This window comes from Arthrobacter sp. P1_D12, assembly GCF_056406175.1.
The window spans coordinates 80,065-106,787 of the sequence record NZ_JBFUAR010000001.1 but is presented as its reverse complement, the minus strand read 5'-3'; the positions used below and the strand labels follow the sequence as shown (position 1 = coordinate 106,787).

At 64.9% G+C, this 26,723-nt stretch carries 23 protein-coding genes and 1 pseudogene; 14 read left to right on the top strand and 10 right to left on the bottom strand.

Going from position 1 to position 26,723, the window contains the following annotated elements; translation table 11 throughout:
* The first annotated feature begins 34 nt into the window (after positions 1–34).
* The 4 genes from AC1DZV_RS00480 (at position 35) to AC1DZV_RS00465 (ending at position 4,978) form a co-directional block, all read left to right on the top strand.
* Positions 35–1,543 (top strand): sugar ABC transporter ATP-binding protein, encoded by a 1,509-nt coding sequence (locus AC1DZV_RS00480; protein WP_476952676.1) that lies wholly within the window; start codon positions 35–37, stop codon positions 1,541–1,543.
* Positions 1,540–2,499 carry an ABC transporter permease gene (locus AC1DZV_RS00475; protein WP_476946719.1) on the top strand — a complete coding sequence of 320 codons (960 nt, stop codon included), beginning with the start codon at positions 1,540–1,542 and terminating at the stop codon, positions 2,497–2,499. The genes AC1DZV_RS00480 and AC1DZV_RS00475 overlap by 4 nt, the downstream gene beginning before the upstream one ends.
* Positions 2,496–3,524, top strand: coding sequence for an ABC transporter permease (locus AC1DZV_RS00470; RefSeq protein WP_476952675.1), 1,029 nt, complete (start codon positions 2,496–2,498; stop codon positions 3,522–3,524). The genes AC1DZV_RS00475 and AC1DZV_RS00470 overlap by 4 nt, the downstream gene beginning before the upstream one ends.
* Before the next feature lie 134 nt (positions 3,525–3,658).
* Positions 3,659–4,978 (top strand): NADH:flavin oxidoreductase, encoded by a 1,320-nt coding sequence (locus tag AC1DZV_RS00465; protein ID WP_476952674.1) that lies wholly within the window; start codon positions 3,659–3,661, stop codon positions 4,976–4,978.
* Positions 4,979–5,120: 142 nt separating this feature from the next.
* Here the strand turns inward: AC1DZV_RS00465 and AC1DZV_RS00460 are convergent, their stop codons facing one another.
* The 3 genes from AC1DZV_RS00460 to AC1DZV_RS00450 all read right to left on the bottom strand — a co-directional run bounded on the left by AC1DZV_RS00460 (position 5,121) and on the right by AC1DZV_RS00450 (position 7,788).
* A complete protein-coding gene (locus tag AC1DZV_RS00460; RefSeq protein WP_476946717.1) occupies positions 5,121–5,534 on the bottom strand; it encodes a PaaI family thioesterase in 414 nt (137 codons plus the stop codon).
* Positions 5,531–6,751: an acetyl-CoA C-acyltransferase gene (locus AC1DZV_RS00455; RefSeq protein WP_476952673.1), complete on the bottom strand. Its 1,221-nt coding sequence runs from the start codon at positions 6,749–6,751 to the stop codon at positions 5,531–5,533. The genes AC1DZV_RS00460 and AC1DZV_RS00455 overlap by 4 nt, the downstream gene beginning before the upstream one ends.
* A gap of 458 nt (positions 6,752–7,209) precedes the next feature.
* The gene (locus AC1DZV_RS00450) at positions 7,210–7,788 is read right to left on the bottom strand and encodes a TetR/AcrR family transcriptional regulator (RefSeq protein ID WP_476946715.1); all 579 of its coding nucleotides are present in this window, start codon (positions 7,786–7,788) and stop codon (positions 7,210–7,212) included.
* A gap of 579 nt (positions 7,789–8,367) precedes the next feature.
* On the opposite strand from AC1DZV_RS00450, the gene AC1DZV_RS00445 reads away from it, so the two are divergent.
* Positions 8,368–9,174 carry an AraC-like ligand-binding domain-containing protein gene (locus AC1DZV_RS00445; RefSeq protein ID WP_476952672.1) on the top strand — a complete coding sequence of 269 codons (807 nt, stop codon included), beginning with the start codon at positions 8,368–8,370 and terminating at the stop codon, positions 9,172–9,174.
* A 60-nt stretch (positions 9,175–9,234) separates the two neighbouring features.
* Here the strand turns inward: AC1DZV_RS00445 and AC1DZV_RS00440 are convergent, their stop codons facing one another.
* Positions 9,235–10,851, bottom strand: coding sequence for an FAD-binding oxidoreductase (locus AC1DZV_RS00440; protein WP_476946713.1), 1,617 nt, complete (start codon positions 10,849–10,851; stop codon positions 9,235–9,237).
* Positions 10,852–11,064: 213 nt separating this feature from the next.
* On the opposite strand from AC1DZV_RS00440, the gene AC1DZV_RS00435 reads away from it, so the two are divergent.
* Positions 11,065–11,841, top strand: a complete 777-nt coding sequence (locus AC1DZV_RS00435) for an SDR family NAD(P)-dependent oxidoreductase (RefSeq protein ID WP_476946712.1) — start codon at positions 11,065–11,067, stop codon at positions 11,839–11,841.
* A gap of 344 nt (positions 11,842–12,185) precedes the next feature.
* Here AC1DZV_RS00435 and AC1DZV_RS00430 read toward each other — a convergent pair.
* Positions 12,186–12,581 (bottom strand): annotated as a pseudogene (locus tag AC1DZV_RS00430) (aminotransferase class III-fold pyridoxal phosphate-dependent enzyme); the annotation flags it as partial.
* A gap of 182 nt (positions 12,582–12,763) precedes the next feature.
* Here AC1DZV_RS00430 and AC1DZV_RS00425 point away from each other — a divergent pair.
* Positions 12,764–13,801, top strand: coding sequence for a LacI family DNA-binding transcriptional regulator (locus AC1DZV_RS00425; RefSeq protein WP_476868212.1), 1,038 nt, complete (start codon positions 12,764–12,766; stop codon positions 13,799–13,801).
* Here AC1DZV_RS00425 and AC1DZV_RS00420 read toward each other — a convergent pair.
* Together AC1DZV_RS00420 and AC1DZV_RS00415 are read right to left on the bottom strand one after the other, a co-directional pair.
* Positions 13,762–14,577 carry an SDR family NAD(P)-dependent oxidoreductase gene (locus AC1DZV_RS00420; protein WP_476946711.1) on the bottom strand — a complete coding sequence of 272 codons (816 nt, stop codon included), beginning with the start codon at positions 14,575–14,577 and terminating at the stop codon, positions 13,762–13,764. The genes AC1DZV_RS00425 and AC1DZV_RS00420 overlap by 40 nt on opposite strands.
* Positions 14,574–15,437, bottom strand: coding sequence for a sugar phosphate isomerase/epimerase family protein (locus tag AC1DZV_RS00415; protein ID WP_476952671.1), 864 nt, complete (start codon positions 15,435–15,437; stop codon positions 14,574–14,576). The genes AC1DZV_RS00420 and AC1DZV_RS00415 overlap by 4 nt, the downstream gene beginning before the upstream one ends.
* 149 nt (positions 15,438–15,586) lie before the next feature.
* Between AC1DZV_RS00415 and AC1DZV_RS00410 the strand changes: the two genes are divergently transcribed.
* The 7 genes from AC1DZV_RS00410 to AC1DZV_RS00380 all read left to right on the top strand — a co-directional run bounded on the left by AC1DZV_RS00410 (position 15,587) and on the right by AC1DZV_RS00380 (position 23,922).
* Entirely contained in the window at positions 15,587–16,927 is a 1,341-nt protein-coding gene (locus AC1DZV_RS00410) for an MFS transporter (RefSeq protein ID WP_476952670.1), read from the top strand.
* Positions 16,928–17,078: 151 nt separating this feature from the next.
* Positions 17,079–18,905 carry an FAD-dependent oxidoreductase gene (locus AC1DZV_RS00405; protein ID WP_476868208.1) on the top strand — a complete coding sequence of 609 codons (1,827 nt, stop codon included), beginning with the start codon at positions 17,079–17,081 and terminating at the stop codon, positions 18,903–18,905.
* Between the two features lie 458 nt (positions 18,906–19,363).
* Positions 19,364–19,969, top strand: coding sequence for a helix-turn-helix domain-containing protein (locus AC1DZV_RS00400; RefSeq protein ID WP_476952669.1), 606 nt, complete (start codon positions 19,364–19,366; stop codon positions 19,967–19,969).
* Between the two features lie 7 nt (positions 19,970–19,976).
* Positions 19,977–20,702, top strand: coding sequence for a B3/B4 domain-containing protein (locus AC1DZV_RS00395; protein WP_476952668.1), 726 nt, complete (start codon positions 19,977–19,979; stop codon positions 20,700–20,702).
* A gap of 60 nt (positions 20,703–20,762) precedes the next feature.
* Positions 20,763–21,680 (top strand): EamA family transporter, encoded by a 918-nt coding sequence (locus AC1DZV_RS00390; RefSeq protein ID WP_476952667.1) that lies wholly within the window; start codon positions 20,763–20,765, stop codon positions 21,678–21,680.
* Positions 21,681–21,821: 141 nt separating this feature from the next.
* Positions 21,822–22,718, top strand: coding sequence for a dihydrodipicolinate synthase family protein (locus AC1DZV_RS00385; protein ID WP_476952829.1), 897 nt, complete (start codon positions 21,822–21,824; stop codon positions 22,716–22,718).
* Positions 22,696–23,922, top strand: coding sequence for an MFS transporter (locus AC1DZV_RS00380; RefSeq protein WP_476952666.1), 1,227 nt, complete (start codon positions 22,696–22,698; stop codon positions 23,920–23,922). The genes AC1DZV_RS00385 and AC1DZV_RS00380 overlap by 23 nt, the downstream gene beginning before the upstream one ends.
* A gap of 246 nt (positions 23,923–24,168) precedes the next feature.
* On the opposite strand, the gene AC1DZV_RS00375 is transcribed toward AC1DZV_RS00380, so the two are convergent.
* The 3 genes from AC1DZV_RS00375 to AC1DZV_RS00365 all read right to left on the bottom strand — a co-directional run bounded on the left by AC1DZV_RS00375 (position 24,169) and on the right by AC1DZV_RS00365 (position 26,636).
* The gene (locus AC1DZV_RS00375) at positions 24,169–24,561 is read right to left on the bottom strand and encodes a RidA family protein (protein WP_028275097.1); all 393 of its coding nucleotides are present in this window, start codon (positions 24,559–24,561) and stop codon (positions 24,169–24,171) included.
* A gap of 91 nt (positions 24,562–24,652) precedes the next feature.
* Entirely contained in the window at positions 24,653–24,931 is a 279-nt protein-coding gene (locus AC1DZV_RS00370) for a hypothetical protein (protein WP_043433975.1), read from the bottom strand.
* Positions 24,932–25,295: 364 nt separating this feature from the next.
* Positions 25,296–26,636: an APC family permease gene (locus AC1DZV_RS00365; protein ID WP_476952665.1), complete on the bottom strand. Its 1,341-nt coding sequence runs from the start codon at positions 26,634–26,636 to the stop codon at positions 25,296–25,298.
* Positions 26,637–26,723: the final 87 nt, after the last annotated feature.

Below are 26,723 nucleotides of genomic sequence, written 5' to 3'. Positions count from 1 at the left end.
GACACATTTATCGGCCATTCAAAGGAGATTCGCCGTGAACAACCAACCATCCGGCCTGATGCTCGCCGGGGTGAGCAAGCGGTTCGGTGCCACGCGCGCCGTTATCGACGGTGACCTCCATCTCCGGCCGGGCGAGATCCACACGCTCCTGGGCGAAAACGGCTCAGGGAAGAGCACGCTCGTAAAGATCCTGGGTGGGGTGCACCGTCCTGACGCCGGCTCCGTCACATTGGACGGCGTCCCCGTCAACAGCCGATCGCCACGACAGGCCATGGACCTGGGGATTGCGGCGGTGTTCCAAGAGGTCCTCACCGCGGGGAGCCAGTCGGTCCTCGAGAATGTCTGGCTCGGGTCCCACGGGACGTTCCGTCGCCGGCTGGGCCGCGCCGAGCAGCGATCAATAGCGCAAGATGTCCTCTCGCGTATCGCCGGCGAGGTACCCCTCGATCTTCCCGCCGGCCAACTCTCGCTCTCCGAGCGGCAGTCCATCTGCATTGCGCGGGCGCTCGTGCGAAAGCCCAAGGTGCTCATCCTTGATGAGTCAACGGCTTCCCTGGACGTTAGGTCCCGTGATCGGCTCTTCGTCGAGCTGCGCCGACTCGCGGCCGGGGGGACCGCCATCCTGTTCATCTCGCACCGGATGGACGAGGTCGCGGAGATTTCGGACAGGGTCACCGTTCTGCGGTCCGGCCGGAGCGTGTCCACCGTGGACCGTTCGGACCTGTCCGTCGACCGGTTGATCTCGGACATGACCGGAAACTCCGGCCACAACGAGACCCGGCGGCAGCCGCACGACCCCGGGGACGTCATCCTTCGGGGATCCGCCGTCCGTCTGGCACCGGCCTCGGCACCCATCGACTTCGAGCTGCGCGCCGGTGAGGTCGTGGGCCTCGCCGGGCTTGAAGGCCACGGACAGGACCAGTTCATCAAGCGCCTGGCCGGCGTGGCTGCCGGGCCGGGCAGGGTTGTTCGCCTCCTGCCCGAGGGCGCCGCAGACCTTACCGAGCGGAACGGGGATGCCTTGGGGGTCGCGTACCTGCCTCGGGAGCGTCGCGGTGAGTCACTGTTCGAGTCCATGTCGATCCGGGAGAACTTCGCACTCCCGACCCTGGGGGAGGACCGTCGCTGCGGGTTGCTGGACACCCGCAGCATCGCCAGGCGGTTCGATGCGTTCGCTCGGTCCTTGTCACTGCGCTTCGGCGCCGCGCAGGATGCAATTTCAACCCTGTCCGGCGGCAACCAGCAGAAGGTGCTGCTGGCCCGCTGGCTTGCCACGGACCCCAGGGTCCTGCTGCTTAACGACCCCACGCGAGGGGTCGACATCGGGACCAAGCGGGAGATCTACGCAATCCTGGACCGGCTCAGTGCCGAAGGCATGAGCGTCGTGGTCCTCTCCAGCGAGGTCGACGAACTCGTCGCCCTCGCAGACCGCGTCCTGGTTTTCCGCGACCAATCAGTGTTTGCCGAGATCCCCCATTCCGAGCTTTCCACCGAGTCCATCGTCGCCGCATACTTCGGCCAGAAATCAGAGGTGCATACATGAACCGCGTCCTCCCCCTGTTCCAGCGCTGGCCTTTCGCCTTTGCCCTGCTGCTCGCACTGGTGCTGCTGGTGTTGAACCTGATCGTCTCACCGTCCTTCCTCTCCCCCGCGCGTCTCCCCGGCACCCTGGCAACGCTGGCGCCGTTCGTGCTGGTGGGATTCGCCTCCACGCCCTCGATCCTCGCCGGTGGCATTGACATTTCGGTCGGTCCCCTGGCCACCTTCAGCAACTGCCTGTTCGTCGCCATCCTCATTCCCGCGGGGCTGGGCAACTGGCATCTCGCGGCACCCATCATCCTGGCGGTGGCCGCCGGAATCGGAGCCCTGAACGGAATCCTGGTCGCCGTCGTGCGCCTGCATCCGGTGGTCGCAACCACCGGGATGCTGTTCCTGCTCGTTGGCCTGTCGCTGACCATCGCCCAGAATCCGGTGGCCGCCCCGAATAATTGGACGGAGGTCTTCGCCGGGGGCATCGGCATCGTCCCGGGCGCTCTCCTGACCATCGGCGTCGCCGGGCTGATTTGGTTCGCCCTGCGCCGCACGGCCTTCGTCAGCAATCTCCTCGCGACCGGCGAGAGTGATGTTTCAGCCTACGGTTCCGGCGTGAACATCAAGGCAATCCGGATCCTGGCCTATACCCTCGGCGGCCTCTTCGCCGGAATCGCGGGAATCGCCCTGACGGCTATCGTGCAGTCATCGCAGTCTTCGCTCGCCTCCACCTATGCCCTGCTGGGGCTCGCCGCGGCCGTGCTGGGCGGAACGAGCCTGGCCGGCGGCCGCGGCGGGCTGTTGGGTGCCCTCTTCGGGGCGGTCTCCATCTATCTGCTGCAACAGTTGCTCACGGCCTCGGGCGTGGCACCCAGCCTCATCCAATTTGCCTACGGCGCCGTCCTCGTCGTTGGCGTCGTGCTGGGCGCGACGCTGCTGGCCCCCCGCTTGAAGAGGAACGCATCATGAGCAGTGACACCCTGTCCCCCGCACCAAAAACCCAGGCACCGACGGTCCGGCCCAGACCCTGGACCAGGTTCAGGGCCTGGGTCTTCGAGGTACCGGCCCTGCAGGTCCTTGTCGTGCTGGCCCTGGCGGCCTGGCTGGTGATCACCATACCGGCAATCGCAAACCCCAGGTCAATCACCTCGATACTGGTCATCACGTCCCTGCTGGCCCTGGCAGCCATGGGCCAGACGCTTGTGGTGATCCTGGGCGGGCTTGACCTGGCGGCCCCGGGTTACATCCTTTTCGGTACATTCATGGCGGCGAACGTCGCGGGTAAGCTCGGGGTCCCTGCGGTCGTAGCCCTGCTGATCACAGTCGTGGTCTGCGGCGGCGTCGGCGCCCTGATCGGCTGGATCTGCCACCGCTTCGCGGTCCAGCCACTGGTCGTCACGCTGGGCACCGGCGCGGCCATCACGGGCGCGACCCTGTTCCTCGCCGACGGCGACTATTCCTCCGCCCCGCCGGAGGCGCTGCGTTCCCTGGCCAGCCTAAGGGGGACCACCCTTGGCCTGCCATTCCCCCCGATCATCCTGATCGTGCTTCTCTGCGGGGTGGGAATATGGCTTTTCCTCAATCGCACCGCGGCGGGACGTCGCTTCTACGCGACGGGAATCAATTTCCGGGCCGCTCAATTGGCAAGGGTCCGGACCGCTGCCGTGTGGACCATGGTCTTTGCAGCCTCCGGAGCCCTGGCCGGGGTTGCCGGCATCTTCATCGCATCCTTCGGCGCGGGATGGTCGCAAACCATCGGGGAACCCTACCTGTTCTCCGGCCTGGCCGCGGTCCTCGTCGGCGGCTCGATCTTCGGCTCGATTCGCGGCAGCTACACCCGGACGCTGCTGGGCGCACTCACTCTCACCCTCTTGTCAACGATCATCGTCAGCAATGGGCTGACGGAAGCCCAGAGCCGCATCGTCTTCGGGGTCATCATCCTTGCTGTGGTGTCGCTCTACGGTCGGGAACGCCACGTCCGAGACAGGTTCTGAGGCCTGGTCCGGTTTCCGCTACTTTCGCCGTTCCACTGCGACACGCGCTCCTCACGATACGATACGCGCCGAGTCGAATGTCAATTTTGGATGAATCATTTCATCCCGGTCCAACTGAAAACCAAGGAGAATAAATGTCCCCCGAGACAGCAACCGTCGCCGAAGTGCTTTCCAGCCCCTGGAAAATCGACGGCCTGACAATCAAGAACCGCTTTGTGCTCAGTCCGATGGCCGTACTTCAGCCGACGAAGGACGGCCATCCCAGCGATCAGACCATCGCGTTCCTCACTACGCGGGCACGCGGCGGCGCAGGGCTGCTGATCATCGGTGGAGGCGTGGCCACCGAGCGCGGGAACCAAGAGGCACCGTTCCAGCCCCTGATGCGTTTCGACCGGGACGAGTTCATTCCAGGTCTGCGGCGCATGGTCGATGCCGTGCACGAGCACGATGCACCCATCTTCGCCCAGATCTTCCCGAGCTTCGGCGCCATGGGCGTGCCGGGCGAGGGCCGGCCCACTAGGGCCGCGAGCCCGAAGCCCGTCCGCATGGCCGCACCCCGCCTGCCGCACGGTTTCTACATTCCCGGCGGCCGAACGAACCCGACGCCGGAGGAGATCACCAAGGAGGAAATCCGCGAGGTCCAGGAGCAGGCCGTCGCCGCAGTGCGGCGTGCCAAGGCGGCCGGCTTCGACGGCATCGAGCTGGGCGCACACATGCGCTACCTCTATTCCTCCTTCCTCTCACCGCGCACCAACTGGAGGACGGACGAATACGGCGGCAACGCCGAAAACCGCGCCCGCATCCTCACGGACACGATTCGGGCGATCCGGGCCGAAGTCGGAACAGACTATCCGGTGGGCCTCAGGATGAGCACCAACGACCACCTTCCCGATGGCCAGGGACCCGAAGGGTTCGCCGAAGTTGCAGCGATCATTGAAAAGGAAGGCGTGGGATATATCGCCCTGAGCGATGCGAACTACGAGTCGATGGACAACAACGTCACCTCCCACTCAGGCGCCATTTTGGAGCACGGCGAGCCGCAAGCATTCCGCACCGCCATGCCCGAGGTCCCGTTGCTCCTCAGCAGCACCTTCGACCCGCAACAGTGTGCAGACGCCATCACCGCCGGGTTCGCGGACGCAATCATGCTGGCGCGGCAAATGCTGGCCGATCCGGAGTTCCCCAACAAGGTCCTCCAGGGACGACAGGATGAGATCGTGTGGTGCGACCACGACAACTCATGCCTGCGCCGCCTGATCTTCAATGTGCCGGTCCGGTGCCACAAGAACCCGGCCATGGGACGCGAAGCGGTCCTTGCGGGGGCCAAGGAACCTGTATCGGTAAAGCTTAAGCGTCCAGTCCAGGGCCTACTGATCGCTGCGACGGGGTCACCGGTCCTCATGGGCATCGCCGACAAACTGGCGACCGCCGGCCCGAAGGCATCCAAGAGCTGACACCTGCGCCGCGCCGGCCCCACCCGTGGCGGGAGCCGGCGCGGCAACCTTGGTACAAATACGTGTGTGCCCGGACTCCGACTTGGAGCCCGGGCACACACGCATGTCTTGCCGCCCCACATCGGCAGCTGTTCAAGAAGCCTCAGTCCGCCGGGCGCAGCGCCCTGCCCGTTCCGCGGTAGATGGCGACAGTCCGCTCCCCCGCCCGCACCACCACATCCACTATCATCCGGCGGCCCTCGTGAAAGGTCACTTCAGCGGAGGCGACCAGCTCCTCCGAGATGCAGGCTGGGGAAATGTAGGAGATGGAAGCCTCGGCGGTCGCGATTCCGGCGCCGAATGTGTTTGCGGCCATAGCGAACGCGGTGTCTGCCAGCGCGAAGACCAATCCACCGTGGGCAATCCCGTGCCCGTTGGCCATTTCGGGCGTGACCCGGAGGACGGCCGTGGCACGGCCCTCGCTGGCGCGCAACACCTGGATGCCGAGCCCGTCCAGGCTCCGGTCGGCGGCCAGCATCGAGCGGGCCGGGTCGGCAATGATCGCTGGCTGGTTCACGACAACCTCTCCACTACCATCGCCATGCCCTGGCCGCCGCCCACGCAGAGCGTCGCCAGGCCGAGCGATCCGTCCGTGGTTTGCAGTCCGTTGATGAGCGTTCCGACCAGCCGCACGCCGGTCGCACCGAAGGGGTGGCCCAAGGCGATCGCCCCGCCAAACGGGTTGACCCGCTCGGGATCTGCGCCCAGCTTCCGCACCACGGGAACCACTTGGGCGGCAAAGGCCTCGTTCAGCTCGACGATGTCGATGTCACCCATCGACAGGCCCAAACGATCCAGCAGCCGGCGGGATGCGTCCACCGGACCCAGTCCCATGATTTCCGGCGAGAGGCCGCTTGCGGCACTGCCCAGGATGCGGGCCAGCGGCTTCAACCCCAGTTCGCCCGCGCGCCGGGCGCTCATCACCACCAGGGCTGACGCGCCGTCGTTGAGCGGGCTGGCGTTGCCCGCGGTGACGGTTCCGGACTCGTGGAACACCGGCTTGAGGCTCGAGAGGGCCTCCAGAGTGGTGCCCGGACGCGGGCCGTCATCGGCGCGCACCACCGTGCCGGCAGCCGTGGCCACCGGCACGATCTCGCGCGCGAAGTACCCGGACTCGATCGCCCGTTCGGCCCGGCGCTGGGACTCCAGCGCCCATTCGTCCTGGTCGCGGCGCGTGGTGCCGGTTTGACGGGCCACGAACTCGGCGGTCTTGCCCATAGGGAGGTACACATCGGGCAGCTGCCCTTGATTCCGGGGGTCGACCCACGCCTGGCCGGATTGGAAGATGCCATCGGCACGCCGTGCCGTGTCCGCGAAGGCGGGGTGGGGTGATTCAACCGCGGGCGGTGTCGAGGTGGTCGATTCGACGCCCGCGACCAGGAACGCGTCCCCGTCGCCGGCCCGCACTGCCTGGGCAGCCATCGCGGTGGCCTGCAACGAGGAGGCGCAGAAGCGGTTCACTGTGACCGCGGGGACGCTGTCCATCCCTGCAAGCACCATGATGCGGCGGCCAATGTTGTCGCCCTGCGCGCCCTGCGGTACCGCGCTCCCCACGTAGGCATCCGCAAACTCGGCGGAGTCAACCTGTGGAACGGCCGAGAGCGCTCCCCGGATGGCTGCCAGCGCGAGGTCTTCCGGTCGCTCACCGGCCAGCGATCCCTTGCGGGCACGGCCGATCGGTGTCCTGCGATAGGCGACGACGACCGCGTCATTCGGCGCGATGGCGGTTTTCATGATGATGTTTCCTCTCAGTGTGGACAGCTTCCCTAACGGGCTGGCTCCACGGGCAGGGACAGATCAGAGTCAGACTCCTCACATCTAACGTCGAATTAAATATATACGAACCGTATCGTATTGCACAGGCCGAAGCCTCACAGGCCCACACTGGACACAGGAAAGGGAAATCAGGGAGGCAAGGGGCGCCACGAGCATGTCGCAAAGATGCCTCAGGAGGCGCAGGAGATGACAGGCCGTCGCCGCCTACCGGAACCGACGCCGAAGACTTCTTGCGCACCCTCAAATAGGTGCCCGCCACTCAACGCGGGGGCCGGGCCGCTCCCCGGCCAAAGCCGACACCGGCATACTATTCGCCCAACATGCCGCGGGAACCCAAGGTTATAGGCTCAAGTTTTTAGTCACGGAGCCCATCGGGCCCATGGACTCGGACGGGAAACAGGTAGTACTTGGGGCCGCTACCCTGCAGCAAGCCCTTCAAGTGCGGTCTGCATGATGGCATCGGTGGCCTTGGCGTCAAGGGGACCAGACTGGAACAGCAGACGGAAGTACACGGGAGCATAGAGCAGCTCCGTGACGACCTGGGCGTCGAGATCCTTGCGCATCGACCCCTCGCTTATGGCCCGGTCAACCAGGGACGTAACAACCAGCGCGCGCGGGATCCAGAAATGTTTCTTGAATTCAGCCATCGCCGCCTCGTCGCCCTGGCACTCACCGATGAGTTGCGCCACGAGCCGGCCCTCATTGCCCGCGTAGACCTCCGCAAGTGAGGCCATGTGCTCACGAAGCGCGTCGATGGCAGGGACATCCTGGCGCACCGGAGTACGCGCGACATGGTTGTCCAGGAATGTATCGATAACCACGGCAACCTTGCTCGACCACCACCTGTAGATAGTGGTCTTGCTGACGCCGGCTTCACGGGCAATGCGCTCGATCGAGAGCTTTTGCACCGTAAATCCGTCAGGCCCCGAATTTTCGAGCAACTTCATGGTTGCTTCCAAAATGGCCCGACGACTTTCTTCGCTTCTGATTGCCATGGGTCAACCATACGTGCTTAGCCATCCAATACGAAACGTACACGATCACACCTGATGCTTCAATCTTCCGGGTATCGCGAGGTACTGGCGATGGGGGCCCGGCAAAAGCGTCAGCCTGTGTATATAGGAACAACAACGCCCCAAGTGGCCTGGCAGCAAAGGGTCTTCTGGGGCCACGAAACGGATTGCCACGGATTCCCACTCAGGCCCGCGACCTTCGGGCATTCTTCAGTAACCCACCGACGAGGTGACGTGGCATCTTTGCATGGAATTCTGACGCACCTTACACTCAGTACGAAACGGATCGAATCTTTAAGGGAGGTGCCGTGACTGCGTCTTCTGCCACGGAGGTCATGGAAGCCGGAGGTTCGGCCCTGGCGAGGGACTTGGCGGTCAGCTCGGGTTGTCGTGGGCTGTCGGGGCCTCCAATCGCCGGCAGCATCGGCGCCGCACGGAATCGACCCGGCGTTCCCGACGTCGATCCAGCCCGGGGCCGACGGCTACGCCCGCCCTTCCCTGCTCGGCATCTGCTCGCCTACACTGCAGATCTATCACGGAACCTTATCTGAGGTGGACCGGATGACTTCCGTACTCGATACCCGGTCGGTTCCTCCGGCCGAGCGCCGGGACTACTGGTCGGCGGGAATCGCCGAACGCTTCTTCCCGATGCAGGTCGAATCGTTCGGGGCGCCGTCATTCGAGGCCCGCTTGGCCGGTGGCCAGGTCGGGCCGGTCGGGGTCCGGTCCATCCAAGGACTTGCGCACCGGGTGGCACGCACGCAGCGGATGATTGCGACCGCCGATCCGGAGTGTATCTTGCTGTATCTGATGACCAGGGGCGCCGTACATATCGAACAGGAGGATCGCAGCTGCCTTCTTCGCCCCGGTGACATTGCGTGCCAGGATACGTCGCGGCCTTCCACTTTTGAGGGCCGGGAGGGTTTCGAGGTGGTCGTATTCAGCATTCCCAAGTGGTTCATCGGGGCGCAGGCCGAGGGCATCGCCCGGCGTTCCGCGACGCGGGTGGATTCGGGTCAGGGACGGCTCACTGGGCCGGGAACCCCGTTCCTCGTCCAGCTAGCCCGAACCACAACGAGCGGCGGCGGGCTCTTGAGCCCTGACGGGGAAGGCGCTGCAGAGATGCTGCTGCCCTTGCTTCGCAGCATGTACGGCGCGCAGGAGACTTCCGATCCGCGCTCCCGACCTGAGACACTGTTCGCTCGGATGCAGCGGTACGTGATGGACCACCTGCACGACCCGGAACTCGGGCCAGAGCGGATCGCGCAGGCCCACTACGTGTCCACGCGCTACGTCCACAAACTCTTTGCAGCCTCCGGCACCGGAGTGTCGGCCTGGATCCGCGAACGCCGGTTCGAGGTTTGTTAGGGSGGGGTCTTCCCGGCACCTGCCCGTTGGGCAGGGCGGGGGCTCCCCGAAGATGCGCCATCACGCCTGCGGGAAACCGGCCTCCCGCATGCGGGTGCCCCAGATCCCGGACTTGCCCGGGGCGATGATCCCGTTCGGGTCGAGCGTGTCCTTGATCGTCTCGTTGAAGCGTCGCAGTGCGTGGTCGTTGAAGCCGAACTGGTCGGCCGCGAGATCCATGAAGGACAGGTGCGCCCGGTATTCGCCGTAGCCGCGCTTGCCGGCCTCGGCGACCATGCGCTTGGCAAGGGCGTACGCCTTGGCGACCTGCTCAGGGTTCTTCGTGTCGAAGGGGATCACGTTGATGAACGTGGTCGACCTGGCGTTGATCGGGAGCATGCCACCTAGGAAGTCAAGGCCGGCCTCGGCGCACATTTCGGCCATCAGCTTCTGCGCGGCGATCGCGTGCTGGGCCGTGAGCGGGATGACCGGCGAGAAGTCGACGTGGCCGCCCTCCTCGCCGCCTGACCATCCGGCCATCTTGTAGAGATCCTGACTCGGCACCCCAATCTGCACCCGCTCGTGCGGGTTGGGCAGCGTCTCCCAGGCGTCTGCCCCGTGCTTCTGGCCCATGATATCTACGCTCGGAATCTGCAGGAAGCGCGCCTTGAGCTTCTCGAAGTTGTGGTCGACGACCGGTTCGTCGCCGTAGAGGGCGAAGCGCATCATCCAGCGGCCCAGTCCCATCTCCTTGGCGATCTTGTCGATGATCTCCTCCGGCATCGGGCCCTCACCGGTGTACCACTCGGCGCGTGTGGTGAGCATCGAGGCCATGCACAGGGTGTTCGACAGCTGCGGGCGCATGTCGATGGTGCCGGCCAGCATGAGCTCGCGCAGCGCATCGACCACGGCGGGCGTCTGCGCCTCATCCCAGACGCGCAGCCACAGCGGCATGTATACCTCTGGCTTCGGCATCAGCCAGTAGCCCATCTTCGTGACAATGCCGTAGTTCGACTGCATGAACATCTCGGTCGACGTCGGACCGAGGCCGCGCTTGTACAGCGGCCAGGTCGGGTTGTTATCCATTGCACCCGAGCCGGTGCGCATGAGGTCGCCGTTCGGGAGCACCACCTCGAAGCCGCAATGTGAGGCTTGGTCGATCGAGTACGGCATGTAGGTGAGCCCGTGCTCGAGCGTGTTCGAGACGACGCCTCCCCAGCCGATGTCCACGATGGAGGCGACGAGGTTGTGTCCGCCGGCCTTAATCGCTTCGTGCAGGTCGTACCAGCTCACGCCAGGCTCCACTATCGCGTAGCCGAGCTCCTCGTTGATCTCCAGGACGCGGTTCATGTTCCGGAACGAGAGCATCACCGTGCCGCGCACCTGGGGCGCGGCTCCCCCGTAGCCGTTGTTCTTGCCGCGGCTGATGGGCCACAAAGGGATGCGATACTCGTTGGCGATCCGAACGACTGCCTGGACGTCCTCGGTACTCGTTGGGCTGACGACTGCGGACGGGAGATTCGTGGCGGAGCCGGGAACCTGGAAGGGATCCTGGAAATCTTCCAGCCACTCGGCGTCGCTTGCGACCTTGTCTTCGCCAATCGCGGCGGCGAACGCCGCGAGTGCCTTTTCGAGGTCGAACTCGGTGACGCCGGGTGGGAGCGGGCGCGTCGACGTATCGGGGGTGATACTCATCATTCATCATCTCCTTTGATGCGGTGTGTCGTGCGTAACACGTGCTGCTCATCCTGCGCCATCTGGTGCCGGGGTGGGGAGATTGCGGACCCATGGTGCAGTCCGTGCACAGAAGTGTGCACGAACTGCACCATCACACCGCTCCGGCCTCCGGTCCCCTGCGCGCTGTGGTTGCATGGGCTCACTACATCGGACGAGATGAATGGAGAAGGAACCATGGCTGGTGGTCGTCTGGAAGGAAAAGTCGTTCTGCTGACAGGCATCGGGGGCGGAATGGGCCGGGTTACCGCCCGGCTATTCGCCCGCGAGGGCGCCACTGTTGTCGGCTGTGACCTCGATGCCGACGGAGCAGCGGAGACGGTCCGCCTGGTGGAGGCCGACGGGGGCGCCATCGAATCAAGCGCCCCGTTGGACCTGGGCACCCGGGAAAACATCGATCGCTGGGTCGGCGGCGCGATCGAACGCCACGGCCGCATCGACGTGCTCTACAACAACGCCAGCATGCCGAAATTCGCGCCGTTCGCCCAGATGAGCGGCGAGGATTACCGGTCGACCATCCAGAACGAGCTGGACCTGGTGTGGCATGCCTGCCAAAGCGCCTGGCTGCACCTGGCCGCCGTCGGCGGTGCGATCGTGAACATCGGTTCGGGCGCCGGGATCCAGGGTGCCCGGGCCCTGCCGCAGGCCGCCCATGCTGCCGCGAAAGGGGCCGTCATCGCTCTGACTCGGCAGCTCGCCGCCGAGGGTGTCGCCGTCGGCGTTCGCGTCAATTGCGTGAGTCCTGGTGTCATGGCGACTCCGCCGGTACTCGCGATGTTCGAGGAATTCGGCGAGAACGCGCCTGTCGCCCCGATCATCGAGCGCACGATTGACGGCAAACCTGGGGAACCACTCGCCGTCGCGTATGCAGGCCTCTACCTCGCCTCCGAGGAGGCGAAATGGGTCACGGGATCCCACCTGGTCGTAGACGGCGGAGCCAGCGCGATGATGTAGGTCCGATCGAGACCGGCCTATGCGTCGCCACCTGGCCGTGGACCAACACCTACTGTGAACGCTGATGATTCCGCTGGCTACATCGATGTAAGACACTCCGGCATATCGCCTTCAAAGACTCTGTTGACTCGGGCCAAGGGGATCGTCGAAGACCTCACCCCGAACAATTCTGGAGGCATGGACCTCGCTCGTTCCTCACTAATCGTTCAGACACGGAGGGCACGTGGTTTCACGCCGGAGCCGGGGGTGAAGGGATTCATTGCGGGTTCCATCAGCCCATAGGAGCCAAAGAATCACCGAGCATTCCAGTTTTCTCGAATACTCAATGATCTTCTGGCCTTGTTGCGCGGTTGGCTGCTTAACGGCCCGCCCTTGGTGACCGCCGCCAGCCGACGGTGAGCAACCAGCCATTCCTTCAGATAGCGGGTCGCGTCGGCGTTTTTCACGATGTTGTCCTCTTCGAAGGCGTCGATGGAGGCCACGATGGACGCGGCCGCGAGGGGATGGCCGGAGTAGGTCAGTCCGCCGGGGAACACGCGCTCGTCGAACGTTGCGGATATTTCTTCGGAGATGATGACACCGCCGACGGGAACGTAGCCTGCGTTGACGCCCTTGGCGAAGGTGATCAGGTCCGGCCGGACTTTGTAGGCGTCGAGGGCGAACCAGTCGCCGGCGCGGCCGAACCCTGCCATGACTTCATCCGGGATCAGCATGATGCTGCGCTGGTCGCAGAGGGCCCGATACTCCTGAAAGTGTCGTCAGGGGAAATCTAGAGGGCCGAGTCCTCCTGATGGTGTCGTGGGCCCATTGAGGAGGGCCTGATCCAGTAATGGTTGACTGGATCAGGCTTTCCTTTTCAAGTCATCTTGGTCGCGCCTGGACTTCCGCCATTGGCGCGCTGTGGGTGAAATACGATTAGGCCATGGTTACCAGTGTTGATGTGGCCCGGCATCTTGGATTGTCGCAGTCGACGGTTTCACGTGCTTTGCGGGGGGATCCGGCTGTCGCGCCTTCTACCAAGGAGCGGGTTTTGTCCGGGGCGCGGGAACTAGGCTATGTACCGGATGCAGCGGCCCGCATGATGGTGACCCGGCGGACGCACGCGGTGGGCATTGTGGTCGCGGATCTGACCAGCCCGATCTACCCGGTCATTGTGGAGTCGTTGCAGAATCGGTTGCTGGAGCGTGGTTACCGGATGGTGCTGATTCGGGACCCGGATATTTCGCCGGATCCTGAGGCTGTTGACGTGCTCGACCGTGCGACGGTTGACGGGATGATCTTCGTGTCGGCGAGGGAGGGTTCTGCCGCGGTCCGGCGGGTCCTTGACCGCGGGACGCCGGTGGTGCTGTTGAGCCGTGATGATGTCAGCGTCGATGTCGAGGCGGTCCTGGCGGATGACAGGGGCGCGGGTGAGCTGGTGATTTCCCATCTGCAGGGTCTGGGGCACACGAGAATCGGCGTGCTGTCCACTTTGCGTGACCGGTCCAATGGCCGTGACCGCGAGGATGGTGTCCGCGCTGCGATGGAGCGCCGCAGCATCCCGGTACGCGAGGACTGGATTCAGCACCTCCGCCTGACGCACGAGGACGGGGTGCGGGCGGCCCTGGAGATGCTTGATCGCCAGGACAGGCCTACGGCACTGTTTTGCGTGACGGATGCTTTTGCGTTTGCTGCGTTGGACGCTGCAACCCAGTTGGGCCTTCGGGTTCCGGAGGAGCTGTCGATTGTGGGATTTGATGACTCCGGGCCATCCCGCTGGGCTTTTGTGAACCTGACCACGGTGCACCAGCCCATTGCGGAGATGTCGTACGAGGCGGTCGACCGCCTGGCCGGGAGAATCGAGGGCGGGCCTCCCAGCCAGACGCGGAAGCCCGTATTTCCGGTCAGGCTGGAAATACGGGGGACGACCGCGCCGCCTCCTCAGGCGGTATTGCGGCCGCCGCTCAGGTCGAGCGTCTGACCGGTCACGTAGCTCGCTTCGGTCGAGAGCAGCCACGTGGCCAGGGCGGAGAATTCCTCGGGCAGTCCGACCCTGCCCATGGGGACTTTGGCGAGCAGCTGGGCGTTCCGTTCCGGGCTGAGGTCTTCAAGGAGCCGGGTCTTCATCATGGACGGTGCGATGGAGTTGACCGTAACCCCGAAAGGCGCGACTTCCTTTGCTGCCGTTTTGACCAGGGCCACGAGTCCGGCCTTGGACGCTGAGTAGGCGGCCTGGTGCGGGTTCCCTTCACGGGCGGAAATTGAGGACAGGATGGCCACCCGGCCGTATCCCTGCTGTGTGAGGGCGGGGAGGAGGCTCGCCAGGCCGTGTAGGCAGCCGTCCAGATTCACGCTCAGGGTCCTAGCCCATCCGTCGGCGGGCATTTCGGTCACCGCGACCTCGGGGCCCTGGATTCCGTGGGCGAACAGCGCCCCGTCGATCCGGCCGTACCGCTGCAGTACTGTCTGGACGGTGCGGTCCCAATCGGTCCTTCTGGTGACGTTCAGTGCCATGCAGTTGGCGGGGCTGCTTCCGTCGCCGAGCCCGCCGTCGGCGACGTCGGTGCAGACGACAGTGGCGCCTTCGCGTGTGAGCCGGTCCGCGGTGTCGGATCCGAGCCCGCCGGCGGCGCCGGTGACCAGGATGACCTGATCCCGGAAACGGCCGGGCCAATAGATCTCGGCGCTGGCGGTTCGGGGCCGCGGGGTGCTGCCTGCGGCTGCCCCCGGTGTTGTCACGTCGGTGAGTTCGCTCATGATGTTCTCTCCATTTCAGTTTTCAGGGGTGAGCCGATCAGAATCCCGGTTGCGGTGTGGATGTGTTTGAGGTGTGCGGCTGTGCCGCCGGTCTCGACGGCCCAGACGTCAGGGACTTCGACGCTGATGGGCGCGTCAGGCAGTGCCGCCAGGATCTCCCGGAGAGGGAACACTCCCTCCCCGGGGGCCAGCCGCTTCGCACGCGACTCGATCTGCCGCGCGGATCCGTTCACGTCCTGTCCCAGCGGCATGCAGTGCGGGACCGGCAGTGCCGGGGTTTCGGCCGGGCCGTCACAGAGCTGGATGACTGTGACCGCGCCGGAAGGCAGGGCTTTCAGGTCTTCAATTTGGCTGCCCGCCCGCACGAAATGGAGCGCGTCCAGCATGATGCCGCACCCCGTCCGGTCGACCAGCAGGCCGGCAGCGGGTACGGAATCCAGCGGCTGATAGGAGATCGGCTCGATGGACGGACGGATTCCGTACTGGGCGGCATCGTCAACCAGAGCCGCAAGGCTGTCCGTCAGCCGGGCGCGGTCCGGATCACCGCCGATGACGTTGAGAACGCTCGCGCCGAGGGCCGCTCCTGCCTCCAGGACCGGTTCCCATTCCTCGCGGCCGCGGTGTCCGTCCAGGGTAAATACTTCAATGTCGCGGACTGAGAGGCCCGTACCGGCCAGGCGTTCGATGGTCTGCGCGGACATGAACGAACCGGCAGCCATCGGGTACTGAGTTTCACCCCGGGTGGCCGGGTGAACCCGGACCCCGACCGAGGTGAAGCCCGCATCTGCCGCTGCCTCCACCAGGTCCGGCGGACTCAAATGCAGCGCCGACAAGTGCGCCAKACCAATCGTTCTATTCATAACTTCCATCCTGCTCGCTAAGTGTTGACTGCCATCAAGCGGTGTGCGTATGATCTAAATCACTAAATGACTACGTAGTCATTAAAGCACTCAATCCGCTCGCCCGCAAAGGTGCAGCCGAGCAAACAGAAAGGTTGCGGTGAACCGCAATGCCTAGTTCCCACACTTCGAGCACCGGGGGTACCACCATGGGCGCCCTGAACCACCCGCCCGTCGTCTTCAGTGCCAGGGCAGGACGGCGGGCAGCGCTGGCCAGCACCGTTGGCGCCGTCGTCGACTGGTATGACTTCTTCCTCTACGGCACCGCTGCCGCCGTCGTGTTCGGGCCGTTGTTTTTCCCCTCGGACAACCAGGTCGCCGGGCTGCTGGCCTCCATGGGTTCGTTCGCCGTCGGCTTCCTGTTCCGCCCCATCGGCGGGGCCATCTTCGGCCACTTCGGCGACAAGTACGGCCGCCGCACCATGCTCTTCATCACCGTCATCATGATGGGACTGGCCAGCACCGCCATCGGGTTGCTCCCCACCTACGCCGCGATCGGCGTCGCCGCACCCCTCCTGCTCGTGACCCTGCGGGCCATCCAAGGCATCGCCGTCGGCGGCGAATGGGGCGGCGCGGCCCTGATGGCAGTAGAAAACGCGCCGGCAGGCAAACGCAACTTCCTCGCCACCGGCGTGCAGATCGGCTCCTTCGTCGGACTGCTGCTCGGCACCGCAGCGTTCTCCCTGGTCACCGCCCTGACCACCCCGGAACAGTTCCTCGCCTGGGGCTGGCGGCTCCCGTTCCTGATCAGCATCCTCTTCGCCCTGATCGGCCTCTGGATCCGTGCCGGCGTACCCGAGTCGGCGGAGTTCACCGCCGCCAAGGAAGAACACAAGGCCGCGCGCGCACCGTTGGCCGAAGCGCTGCGGACCAGCCCCAAGCAGATCCTCGCTGTGATCGGCATGCGGATGGTGGACCAGAGCACCTTCTACATGGGCTTCACCTTCTCCCTGGCCTACGTCAAGAACTTCACCCACACCCCTACCTCCACGGTCCTGACCGCTTCGATGGTCGCCATGGTCCTGGCCATCCCCTTCCTGGCACTCTGGGGACGCCTCGCGGACAGGTACGGCCGGAAGTGGTTCTACATCATCGGCCCGCTCGCCGCGGCCCTTTCAGCCGCGCCGTTCTTCGCGGCGCTGGAAAGCGGTGAACTGATCCCGATGATCCTGGGCTTCGTCGTCCTGATCAATCTCGGGCACAACATCTCCACCTGCGTTCAGCAGACCTGGTTCACCGACATGTTCGACGTCCGGATCCGCTACAGCGGCGCAGGATTTGCCTATGCACTGGCCGGGGCCGTGGGCGGCTTCATCCCGCTGATCGCCACCGCCCTCATGGCCAGCAGCGGCAGCTGGGCCCCTGCCGCGGCACTGCTTGCCGGGCTGTGCCTGATAGCCCTGGTGTCCAGCCTTTGGTCCTATAAGTGGGCCAACAAGGAACACCGCTAAACCCACCCAAGAAGCAGGACGCGCCCAAACCAGCGGCGAAGCGAAGACGAGTGTGCGGCAACCGGCAACCGGGACGCCAGTTGCTACGCATTCACCCCCTGCACACAAAACACAGACCACAGATACAGCCAACAATTAAGGCCAGAGCCGAGTGAACACCACAGAATCCGATGACCTGACCACAGCCCCCGCCAAGACCCTGGACTGCGACGTCCTCGTCATAGGCTCCGGCGCGGGCGGGCTTTCCGCAGCGGTCACGGCCGCCTACCACGGCCTGAAAGTCATCGTCGTGGAGAAGGCCCCGGTCTGCGGGGGCGCCACGTCCTGGTCCGGCGGCTGGGCCTGGACCCCGGCAAATCCGTTGGCGAAAGCTGCCGGCGTCAGCGAGGACCGGGAAGCCATCCGCACCTACCTGCGCCACCGCCTCGGCCCGGACTACCAGACCGAGAAGGTCGAAGCATTTCTTGAGGCCGTGCCGCACATGGTGGGCTTCTTCGAGAACAAAACCAGCCTGCAGTTCACCCCAGGCGAGAATATCAAGGACATCTACGGCCAAACACCGGGAGCCGGAACCGGCCACCGCTCGGTCGGGCCCAAGCCCATCAACGCCCGCAGCATCAAACCCGAAGTACGCGCCAAGATGCGCCACCAGCTCTATGAGACCTCGTTTCTGGGCATGGGCATCATGGCCGGCCCCGACCTCACCAAATTCCTTTCAGCGTCACAGGGCCGCATCATCGGCCTGTTCCACGCCGCACGCCGCTTCACCCCGCACGTCTGGGATCTTCTGGTCCACCGCAGGAACATGCAACTGGTCAACGGAACCGCCCTGACCGGCCGGCTGATGAAGTCCGCCGACGACCTCGGCGTCCACATCCGCGTCTCCACACCCGTTACCCGCCTGCTGACCGACGGCACCGGGCGGGTATCCGGCGCCCTCGTCGATTCCCCCGAAGGCACACTGGCCATCAAAGCAGCCCGCGGCGTGGTGCTGGCAACCGGCGGATTCCCCCACGATATTCAACGACGCAAAGAACTGTTCCCCAAAACCCCTACCGGCCGCGAGCATTGGACGCTGGCGCCGGCTGAAGCCAACGGCGACGGCATCTCGCTGGGCCAGTCCGTCGGCGCCCGGTTCAAAACCAATGTGAAGTCAGCCGCTGCATGGTGCCCGGTCTCGCTCGTGCCCTACCGCAACGGCCGGACGGGCACATTCCCACACATCATGGACCGCGCCAAGCCCGGCTCCATCGGAGTAAGGGCCAACGGCAAACGGTTCGTCAACGAGGCCAACGGCTACTACGACTACATCACCGCACTGATCGACGCCACGCCCGAGGGCGAGGCGGTGCAGTCCTGGCAGATCGCCGACACCCGGTTCGTCCGCAAGTACCCACTGGGCATGGCCAAACCGCTGCCCGTGCCGCTGTTTCCCTACCTGCGCTCGGGCTACCTGAAGAAGGGCCGCACGATTGAAGAACTCGCCACCAAATCCGGGATCGACCCAGTCGCCCTGCGGCACACCGTGGAGCGCTTCAACGAACACGCCCGCCAAGGCGTGGACCCGGACTACGGGAGAGGGGACACCGAATTCAACCGCTACGGCGGCGATCCGAACGTGGGTCCCAACCCATCCCTGGCACCCCTTGAAAAAGGCCCCTACTATGCGGTCAAGGTAGTGCCAGGAAGCTTCGGTACCTTCGCCGGCCTCGACGCGGACGGCCGCGCCCGCGTCCTGAACAACGACGGCGAAGCCATCCCGGGGCTGTATGTAGCCGGCAACGATCACGCATCGGTCATGGGCGGCCACTACCCTGCCGGCGGCATCAACCTGGGACCCGCACTGACATTCGGCTACATCGCCGGCCGCGATCTGGCCGGGGCCACCGACTATGAAGACGACCCCGCGCCAATGGCACAAGCAATCCAGAAAAAACAGGACGCCACAGCCCGGCAGCCTTCCGCATACCAGCGATAACGAGCACCTCATGGCGCCCCGGCGCGGCCCAACGCCGGAAGACGGCGGGCTCCCCAAACGCGGTTCCACAGGGAGGGCGTCGGCCCTCCCCAATGACGATGTGACCTGCTGAACCACTGAGGCATCGCACCATCAGTGGCAGCGCAAGGCGAAGATTCGTCGGTTACGAGTGCACCCTTACGGAATCTTCATTATCGGAGTTAAAAACACGGGAGTGGAAGTAGGCGCTAGAACTCCCCTTCCGTGATGACCAGTTCAGTGTTTCCACATATACATACGGCATCACTTCGACGTGAGGGGAACTGGATCTACAGCTACCCGACTGCCGGCCTGATTGTGTCAAGTATTTCTGGCCCCGGGCGAGCAACTGAAACTGGCCCCAACCGGTGACGATCGTGACGGTAACAGCGCATTTAGGTGTTCTAGATAATGCACTCAAAGTGCAGTATGATGCACTTATGGATGAGAGTACAACGAGCTTGGCGCTGGCAATCGGCGCCCGAGTTAAGCAGGAGAGGCAGTCGCGGGGCTGGACGCTTGATCAGCTGGCGGAGTCTGCCGGGGTAAGCCGCAGGATGGTCGTCAACGTGGAGCAGGGTGCCGCGAATCCCAGCGTGGGAACTCTGCTGAGGATCAGCGACGCGCTGGGTGTGGGGCTGCCGGCGTTGGTCGAGCCACCTCGCCCGAAGCCGGTGAAGGTCACGCGCAGTGGTGAGGGCGCTGCGTTGTGGAGCGGTGAGTCCGGCGGGCGCGGGGTGTTGGTGGCCGGCACCGAACCGCCGGACGTGGTTGAACTGTGGGACTGGACGCTGGGTCCCGGCGACCGTCATGTGAGCGAGGCCCACACGTCGGGCACCAAGGAGCTTTTGCAGGTCCAGCAGGGCACGGTCACGGTGGAGGTCGCAGGTCAATTGCTCACCCTCGATGAGGGCGATGCGGTGACGTTCCCGGGCGACGTGGCACACTCTTACGCCAATCCGGGCACGGAGCCGGCGAGGTTCTCCCTGGCCGTCTTCGAGCCGGGCGTGGGGACGGGACACCGGCCGGAGGCGTCCGATGCTTGAGTCGGGCATGCTTCAGGAATTTCTCGACGGCGGCCATGTTGACGCCGCCGTGTTCGCGCTGCGGCCCGACTACCGGGCGTTGCTGCTGGCCGTTGACGGACTCGTCCCTGGCCCGAGTGACCAGGCCGGTGAGGAGATGCTCCAGGCGGCGGAATCCGCGGCCCGGGAGCTGCTCAACGGCCGGCCGGTTGAGCAGCTCCCACACGTGGCTGCGTGGCGCGAGGCTTATCAGGGCTTCGGCGCCAAACCGAACCGCACGCGCAACAGCCTGGAGGCGCTCCTGCGGCGGGCGGTGTCCGGGTTGCCCCGGGTGAACCGTCTCACCGATCTCTATAACGCGGTTTCGGTGCTCCACCAGGTCCCTCTGGGTGGGGAGGATCTGACCCGCTACAGCGGTGCGCCGCGGCTGGTCCGCGCCACCGGCACGGAGCCCTTCGATACCGCCGCCGACGGCGCCACGGTGATCGAGCACCCGGAACCTGGCGAGGTGGTGTGGTGCGACGACGGCGGCGTGACCTGCCGGCGCTGGAACTGGCGCCAGGCACGCCGCACCCAGCTCGGCGAGCACACCACCTCCGCGCTGTTCATCCTCGACGCGCTCGAACCCATGACCGATGAGGCGCTCCACGCCGCGGCCGAGGACCTGATCGCCCGGCTGACCCGGCTCGGTCCCGACGTCAGGGTCGCCCGCCGCCTGATAGCCGCCGGCACTGCAGTCAATGAAGGAGACTGACATGCTCGTCCACTCCCGGACACGCGCGATCGGTGACCGGCGGGCCCGAAAGGGCCAGCCGTGAGCCAGCGCGTCCCCAAGAATGTTCCCGTTCCGCCGTGGGGGCTGGCCGTGGCGGCCATGCTGTCGGTTCAGCTGAGTTCGGCCCTGTCAGTGGATCTGATTGCGGCGGTGGGGCCGGCCGGAACCGCCTGGCTCAGACTCAGTGTGGGGGCGCTCGTCTTCCTGGCCGTTGCCCGACCCCCATTGCGCGCACTACGCCGCCCCGACGTCCCCGTGCTTCTGGGGCTGGGTGTCGCCACCGGACTGATGACCATCGCGTTTCTCGCCTCCATCGAACGTATCCCGCTCGGCACCGCCGTCGCGATCGAGTTCCTCGGCCCGCTGACTGTCGCCGCGGTGCGCAGCCACAGCGCGCGGTCGCTTATCTGGCCAGCCCTGGCGCTGCTGGGCGTCGTCCTTCTGACCGAACCCTGGGCTGGTGAGATCAACCTCGCCGGTATCGGGTTGGCAGGGCTCGCGGCCGTCGGGTGGGCCGTCTACATTGTGCTCACCCAACGGATCGGCGACCGCTTCACGGGCATCGGTGCGCTTTCACTCACCGTTCCCGTCGCAGCTGCCACGGCAGCGGTCGTCGGCATCCCGCAGTCCGCCGGACATCTCAACCTCGGTGTCCTCTCCGTCGCTTTCGGACTGGCCGTCCTGATGCCGGTGCTGCCAATGGCGCTCGAGATGCTCGCCCTGCGCCGGATGACGCCCACGGCGTTCGGTACCCTGATGGCCCTCGAACCCGCCATCGGGGTGCTCCTCGGGCTGCTCGTGCTGCGCCAGCAGCCCTCACTCACCCAATTCGGTGGCATCACGCTCGTCGTCCTTGCAGGGGCCGCCGCGCAACGCGGTGGCCGACGGCGACCGCGCTCCCGCGAACACGCCGGCGCCCGCATCGCCCCCGACCTCATCGGCCAAGGGCCGAAGTAGGCCACAGTCCTCCAGCCATGCAGGTCCGTAAGACTGTCGCTGCGCGAGGATTCCCTGTTTGCCGGTGCCCCCGCAGCTCAGTCCGCTCAGGGAGCGCCTCTGACTTTACTTCCCTGTGATTCAAACAAAGGATTTATGACCATGTTCACCGGCTTGAGTGCCTTCCCCCTGACCCCTCTGGCAGATGATGCTGTTGACGAGCATGCCTTCGTTCGCCTGATCGAACGGCTCTCGGAGGCGAAGGTTGACTCCATCACGGCGCTCGGATCCACCGGCTCCTACGCGTACCTGAGCGGCGAGGAACGGAGCCGTGTCGCCCGCCTGGCGGTCGAGCACGCCGGCGATACACCCGTGTTCATTGGTGTCGGGGCCTTGCGGACCTCACACGTCCTGGCCAACGCTGAGAACGCGGAGCGGGCCGGAGCTTCGGGTGTTCTGCTCGCCCCGATGACGTATCAGCCCCTCACCGACGATGATGTGTTCGAACTGTTCCGGACCGTCACCGCGGGCTCGTCGCTGCCCGTCATCGTCTATGACAACCCAGGCACTACCCACTTCACGTTCACGACCGAGCTCTACGGACGCATCGCGGAACTGCCCGGTATCGCCTCCATCAAAATCCCGGGCGTGCCGGCCGATCCGGAGCAGGCACAGGCGCGGGTGCAGGAAATCCGCGCCGCCGTCCCGGCGCACGTGACCATCGGAGTTTCCGGCGACGCCAAGGCCGCCGCCGGCCTGGCTGCCGGGTGCGATGCCTGGTACTCGGTCATCGGCGGCACTTTGCCCGCCCTGGCGCTGCGGATCACCCGGGCCGCGCTGGAAGGGCGGGTCTCCGAAGCGTTCGCGGAGTCCGAACGTCTTGCACCGTTGTGGGAGTCGTTTGCCGAGTTTGGCGGGAGTATCCGGGTCGTTGCGGCAGTAGCGGAACACCTGGGATTGGCCTCGAAATCGTGCCTGCCGCTTCCCATCCAGGGATTGACCGAGAAGCAGCGTGCCCATGTTGGCAGGGTTGTCGATGAGCTCGGGCTCAACCCGTAGCGCTGGCCTCGGCGTTCCCTACAGGGAGGACCGCCGGGCCGGGGCGCTGGCGCGCTATGTCTTTGCCGCGACCCTGGTTCGCAGCGCAGACGGGGGCGCAGTGGTCGCTATCGTGCTGCTCGCGCACGCCGGCGGGATGCCGGGCTGGTTGGCCGGGCTCCTGGGAGCATCAATCACCGCACCCCACCTGCTTGGCCCGTTCATCGCACGGCGCCTGGATACAGCACGCGACGGACGCAAGGTCATCGCGTGCTCCGCCGTCCTCCACGGGGTGCTGCTCGGTGCTGCTGCACTGCTCCTGCCCGTCGCCTGGCCGATCTGGCCAGCCATGCTGCTCTTCGTCTCCGGCATCTTCGGGCCGATGCTCACCGGCGGGATCAGCAGCCGCCTGCCCTCCATCGCCGGCCCCGAACTGCGCAGCCAACGCAGAGCACAAAGCTGGGACGTCGCAAGCTACGGACTCAGCGGCACCCTCGGCCCCGCAGCAGTCGCATGGATCGCGGCAGCATCCGACGCACTCACCGCGACACTCGTTCTGGCCGGAGCCGCCGTCGTTGGTGCTGGAGCCGTCCTCGCACTCCCCAAGCAAGAGCCGCCCAACAAGGCCGTTGAGGTGCCATCACCCGGACGAACACTGAGCCTCATATGGGAACGTGGTCCGCTGCGCCGCACACTCGGACTCACCGTGACCGTCGCATTCTCTGTCGCCGCGCTACCGATCTACGCCGTTGCCACAGCTCCCGCGTTCGGCGGCGCCGCGGCCGCCGGAACACTGGTCGCAGCCTACGGGATAGGGAATCTCCTCGGATCAGCAGGGCTCATGCTCCGACCGCTTCGCCGCGACGCAGACCCTCTCATGAGCTCCCTCTCCGCACTCGTCGCGGCAACGCTGATACTCGCGATGCTTACTCCGACACTCCCCACATCCCTCATTGCCTTCGGCCTGGCAGGGATCGCCAACGCAATGTTCTTTGCGGCAACCCTCGCCGCGCGAAGCGAATACGCACCCATCGAGGCCCGCGGCCAAATCTTCATCTGGGTAGGCGCACTCAAGATCGCAGCAGGATCCGCCGGAACAGCCGTCGCGGGTGCAACCATCGCACAGACGGTCTGGGCACCACTTCTGCTGGCGACAGCCCTCACAGCAGTTGCTGCGACCACCAGCATCATCGAGCGCTCCCGTCCACGCTGGTCCAAGCACTAGCCCGCCTGAATTCAACAACACCCTCACCCCGACATGCCCGCAGCCCGGCGGGGGGGGTGCATCAGGCGCGCGCCAAAAAGCGCCGCCAAGACAACGCCAAATAGCTCTGCGATTCACACGGTTATTTTGTGGATCGCAGCGCTATTTGGCAGTGAATTCGCAGGGCTTAGTTGCCGACGAGTAGGGCTTCTCTGGCTGTGTCGATGATCTCGGGAGTGAGCGTATCGAGGTGGTCGTGCGTTTGGATCACCCCACGCGGCGCATCGCGTGCAGTTCGATCTCGACGCGCGCCCTGAGCGGGAGCCCGGCGACGGCGACCGTCGTGCGCGCGGGGTACTGGCCGTCGAAGTACCTCGCGTACACGGCGTTCATCGCTGCGAAGTCGTCCATGTCGACGAGGAAGACGTTGACTTTGACGACATCGCGCCAGCTGCTGCCGGCCGCCTCGAGGACGAGGCCAAGGTTGTCGAAGACGCGTGCGGTCTGCTCCTCGATGCCACCGCCGACCAGCTGCCCGGTCGCCGGGTCGATGGGCGTCTGCCCCGAAAGGAACAGCAGGCCATTCGGTATACCGCACGCTTGGGAATAGGGGCCCACGGGCGCCGGGGCGCTCTCGGCCATCACATAGGTCGGTTCCATCGCTGAGGTCCTCTCCGTCGGACGACGCGCGCTGCCGGAGCGTACCGGCCGGCGACCGGCTACCACGGCAGTCCGCTCGCTGATTTTCAGTCTACTGCCGGCACGGCTGCGGTGAGCTCTCAGCCGTCCGGCACCTGCTCGGGACTTCTTGCGGCAGGTCCCGTTCCACAGTTACTCCGTAGGGAACATCAGCGCTGAGGTTCACTGTGTACATATCAGGTCCGTGGCGGGTGACGAGAATGCCCTGCCATCCTTCTGTCATCGAGTGGTCGCGGGCCATCTCTACAGCCGTGTTGATACTGTCTGCGATTTCCGTCGGGGATAGGCCTGTGATGTGGAAGTAGCGGCCGGCCTCGATCGTGATGATCATTGGACTCCTGATTTGCTCTTAATATCGCCTTTGATTTGATGCTCATGATGTGGGCACGCACGTAGCGAATCGGATCTTTGGGACGAAGAAATGGTTTTCAGCGATGGCATACTCGCCCGATCGGATTCTCTTGACCGGAGGTTTGCCACCGAACTTGCACCGCATCCCGGGTGGCGGTTCCGCAGCCCGGGATGCAGTGGGTTGTCACTACGGAACGGTACGACTTTGGAGAGCGCCGATCGGGTGTGAAAGGGAACGGTGGCAATGGCGCTGATTAGGTCCCGTTTCTCGAGATGGCACCCGCCACACAGAGGGACGGGCCTGGGCACTGGTGCCTGGCCCGTCCTTGTATTGGTGGTGGGGGTTAGATTTCGGTGGGCTGGGCCTGGCTGGCATTCCGCTTAGTTGACCGCGTGTCGTCAGCGTTTGGTTGCTGAACCTCCTTGGTGGGTTCGCCCGGCTGCCTCTCACGGTCGTGGAGGTCCATCTCTGGTGGTTCCTTGCGGAATCCTTTGGTGAGGAAGGTTAGATAAACAACTCCCAGACCGATCCAGCAGCAGCCGATGGTGATGGCGATGGGACTGAGCTGGGTTAGAAGGTAGATGTCGACCGCGGCGCCCAGTATTGGTAGGACGATGAAGCCAATGATCGAAAGCTTTTTGCCTTGCCGGCGGTTTCGGATGAAGTAGGCGATGACGCAGAAGTTGACGGCTGTGAATGCCAGGAAGGCTCCGAAGTTGATGAAGGAGGTTGCCGTTTCCAAAGAGATGTTCAGTGCCAGCATGGCCACGGCACCGACGAGGACCAGGTTGAAGATGGGCGTTTTGGTTCGGGGGTGGAGGCGTCCGAAGAGCCTGCGGGGTAGGACTCCGTCGCGGCCCATGACGTAGAGGAGTCGGCTGGTGCTGGCCTGGATGGCGAGGCCCGATGCGAACCCGCCGATGATGAAGAGCATGTTGGTGATGTTGGCGTAGAACTGCCCGCCGACGAGGACCTGCATGGAGTATGCTGCGGTCGCTGCGTGCTCGAAGTCTCCGCCTGGGTGAACGAGCTGCATGATGTAGGAGACCACGACGAAGATTATTCCGCCGACGAGGACGGTCAGGAGGATCGCGCGGGGAATGTTGCGCTGGGCGTTTTTGGTTTCTTCGCTGAGTGTGCTGACGGCGTCGAATCCCAGGAAGGCGTAGGCCGCGATAGCGGCTGCGGCAGCGACGCCGCCGACCGTCGTGGCATTGTTCCAGAAGGGGTCTGTGAACGACGCAGGCGGGTTGCCCCCGAGGTAGGCCAGGCAGTAGGCGATGAAGATCCCGATGAGGGTAACAACCAGAAGGGTCAGCGTTTTATTGACACGGTCAGTGAGCACGATTCCCGTGACGTTGATGATCGTTGTCAGTCCAGCGTTCAGAGCGAGCCAGGCCCAGACAGGGATGCCGGGAAACTGCGCTGCAAGGTAGAACGATTGGAACAGCCAGGCCACGGTGGGAAGGAAGAGGTAGTCGAGGAGGATTGCCCACCCGACGAGGAAACCGACACGGGAATCGAGGAGCCGTCGTGCATACACGTAGGCTGATCCCGAGTTCGGAAAGATCTTTGCCATTTTCGCGTAGCTGAGGGCAGTCAGCAGCATCGCGGCCGTGGCGAGGGCGAATGCTGTCGGGGCTGTTCCGTCGCTGGTGGAGGAGATGATACCGAAGATCGTCATTACGATTCCCGGGGCCATATAGGCCAAGCCGAACACGACCACCGATAGCAGGGATAGCTTGGGGGTAAGTTTAATGTTCTCAGCGGA

Bases quoted from the DNA above. Each gene is read 5' to 3' on its own strand.
- AC1DZV_RS00450 (WP_476946715.1), bottom strand. From the start codon at position 7,788: ATGGCAATCAGAAGCGAAGAAAGTCGTCGGGCCATTTTGGAAGCAACC.
- AC1DZV_RS00365 (WP_476952665.1), bottom strand. From the start codon at position 26,636: ATGACGATCTTCGGTATCATCTCCTCCACCAGCGACGGAACAGCCCCG.
- AC1DZV_RS00385 (WP_476952829.1), top strand. From the start codon at position 21,822: ATGTTCACCGGCTTGAGTGCCTTCCCCCTGACCCCTCTGGCAGATGAT.
- AC1DZV_RS00475 (WP_476946719.1), top strand. From the start codon at position 1,540: ATGAACCGCGTCCTCCCCCTGTTCCAGCGCTGGCCTTTCGCCTTTGCC.
- AC1DZV_RS00375 (WP_028275097.1), bottom strand. From the start codon at position 24,561: ATGGAACCGACCTATGTGATGGCCGAGAGCGCCCCGGCGCCCGTGGGC.
- AC1DZV_RS00410 (WP_476952670.1), top strand. From the start codon at position 15,587: ATGCCTAGTTCCCACACTTCGAGCACCGGGGGTACCACCATGGGCGCC.
- AC1DZV_RS00455 (WP_476952673.1), bottom strand. From the start codon at position 6,751: ATGAAAACCGCCATCGCGCCGAATGACGCGGTCGTCGTCGCCTATCGC.
- AC1DZV_RS00435 (WP_476946712.1), top strand. From the start codon at position 11,065: ATGGCTGGTGGTCGTCTGGAAGGAAAAGTCGTTCTGCTGACAGGCATC.
- AC1DZV_RS00440 (WP_476946713.1), bottom strand. From the start codon at position 10,851: ATGATGAGTATCACCCCCGATACGTCGACGCGCCCGCTCCCACCCGGC.
- AC1DZV_RS00370 (WP_043433975.1), bottom strand. From the start codon at position 24,931: ATGATCATCACGATCGAGGCCGGCCGCTACTTCCACATCACAGGCCTA.
- AC1DZV_RS00380 (WP_476952666.1), top strand. From the start codon at position 22,696: ATGAGCTCGGGCTCAACCCGTAGCGCTGGCCTCGGCGTTCCCTACAGG.
- AC1DZV_RS00445 (WP_476952672.1), top strand. From the start codon at position 8,368: ATGACTTCCGTACTCGATACCCGGTCGGTTCCTCCGGCCGAGCGCCGG.
- AC1DZV_RS00420 (WP_476946711.1), bottom strand. From the start codon at position 14,577: ATGAGCGAACTCACCGACGTGACAACACCGGGGGCAGCCGCAGGCAGC.
- AC1DZV_RS00395 (WP_476952668.1), top strand. From the start codon at position 19,977: ATGCTTCAGGAATTTCTCGACGGCGGCCATGTTGACGCCGCCGTGTTC.
- AC1DZV_RS00425 (WP_476868212.1), top strand. From the start codon at position 12,764: ATGGTTACCAGTGTTGATGTGGCCCGGCATCTTGGATTGTCGCAGTCG.
- AC1DZV_RS00400 (WP_476952669.1), top strand. From the start codon at position 19,364: ATGGATGAGAGTACAACGAGCTTGGCGCTGGCAATCGGCGCCCGAGTT.
- AC1DZV_RS00465 (WP_476952674.1), top strand. From the start codon at position 3,659: ATGTCCCCCGAGACAGCAACCGTCGCCGAAGTGCTTTCCAGCCCCTGG.
- AC1DZV_RS00470 (WP_476952675.1), top strand. From the start codon at position 2,496: ATGAGCAGTGACACCCTGTCCCCCGCACCAAAAACCCAGGCACCGACG.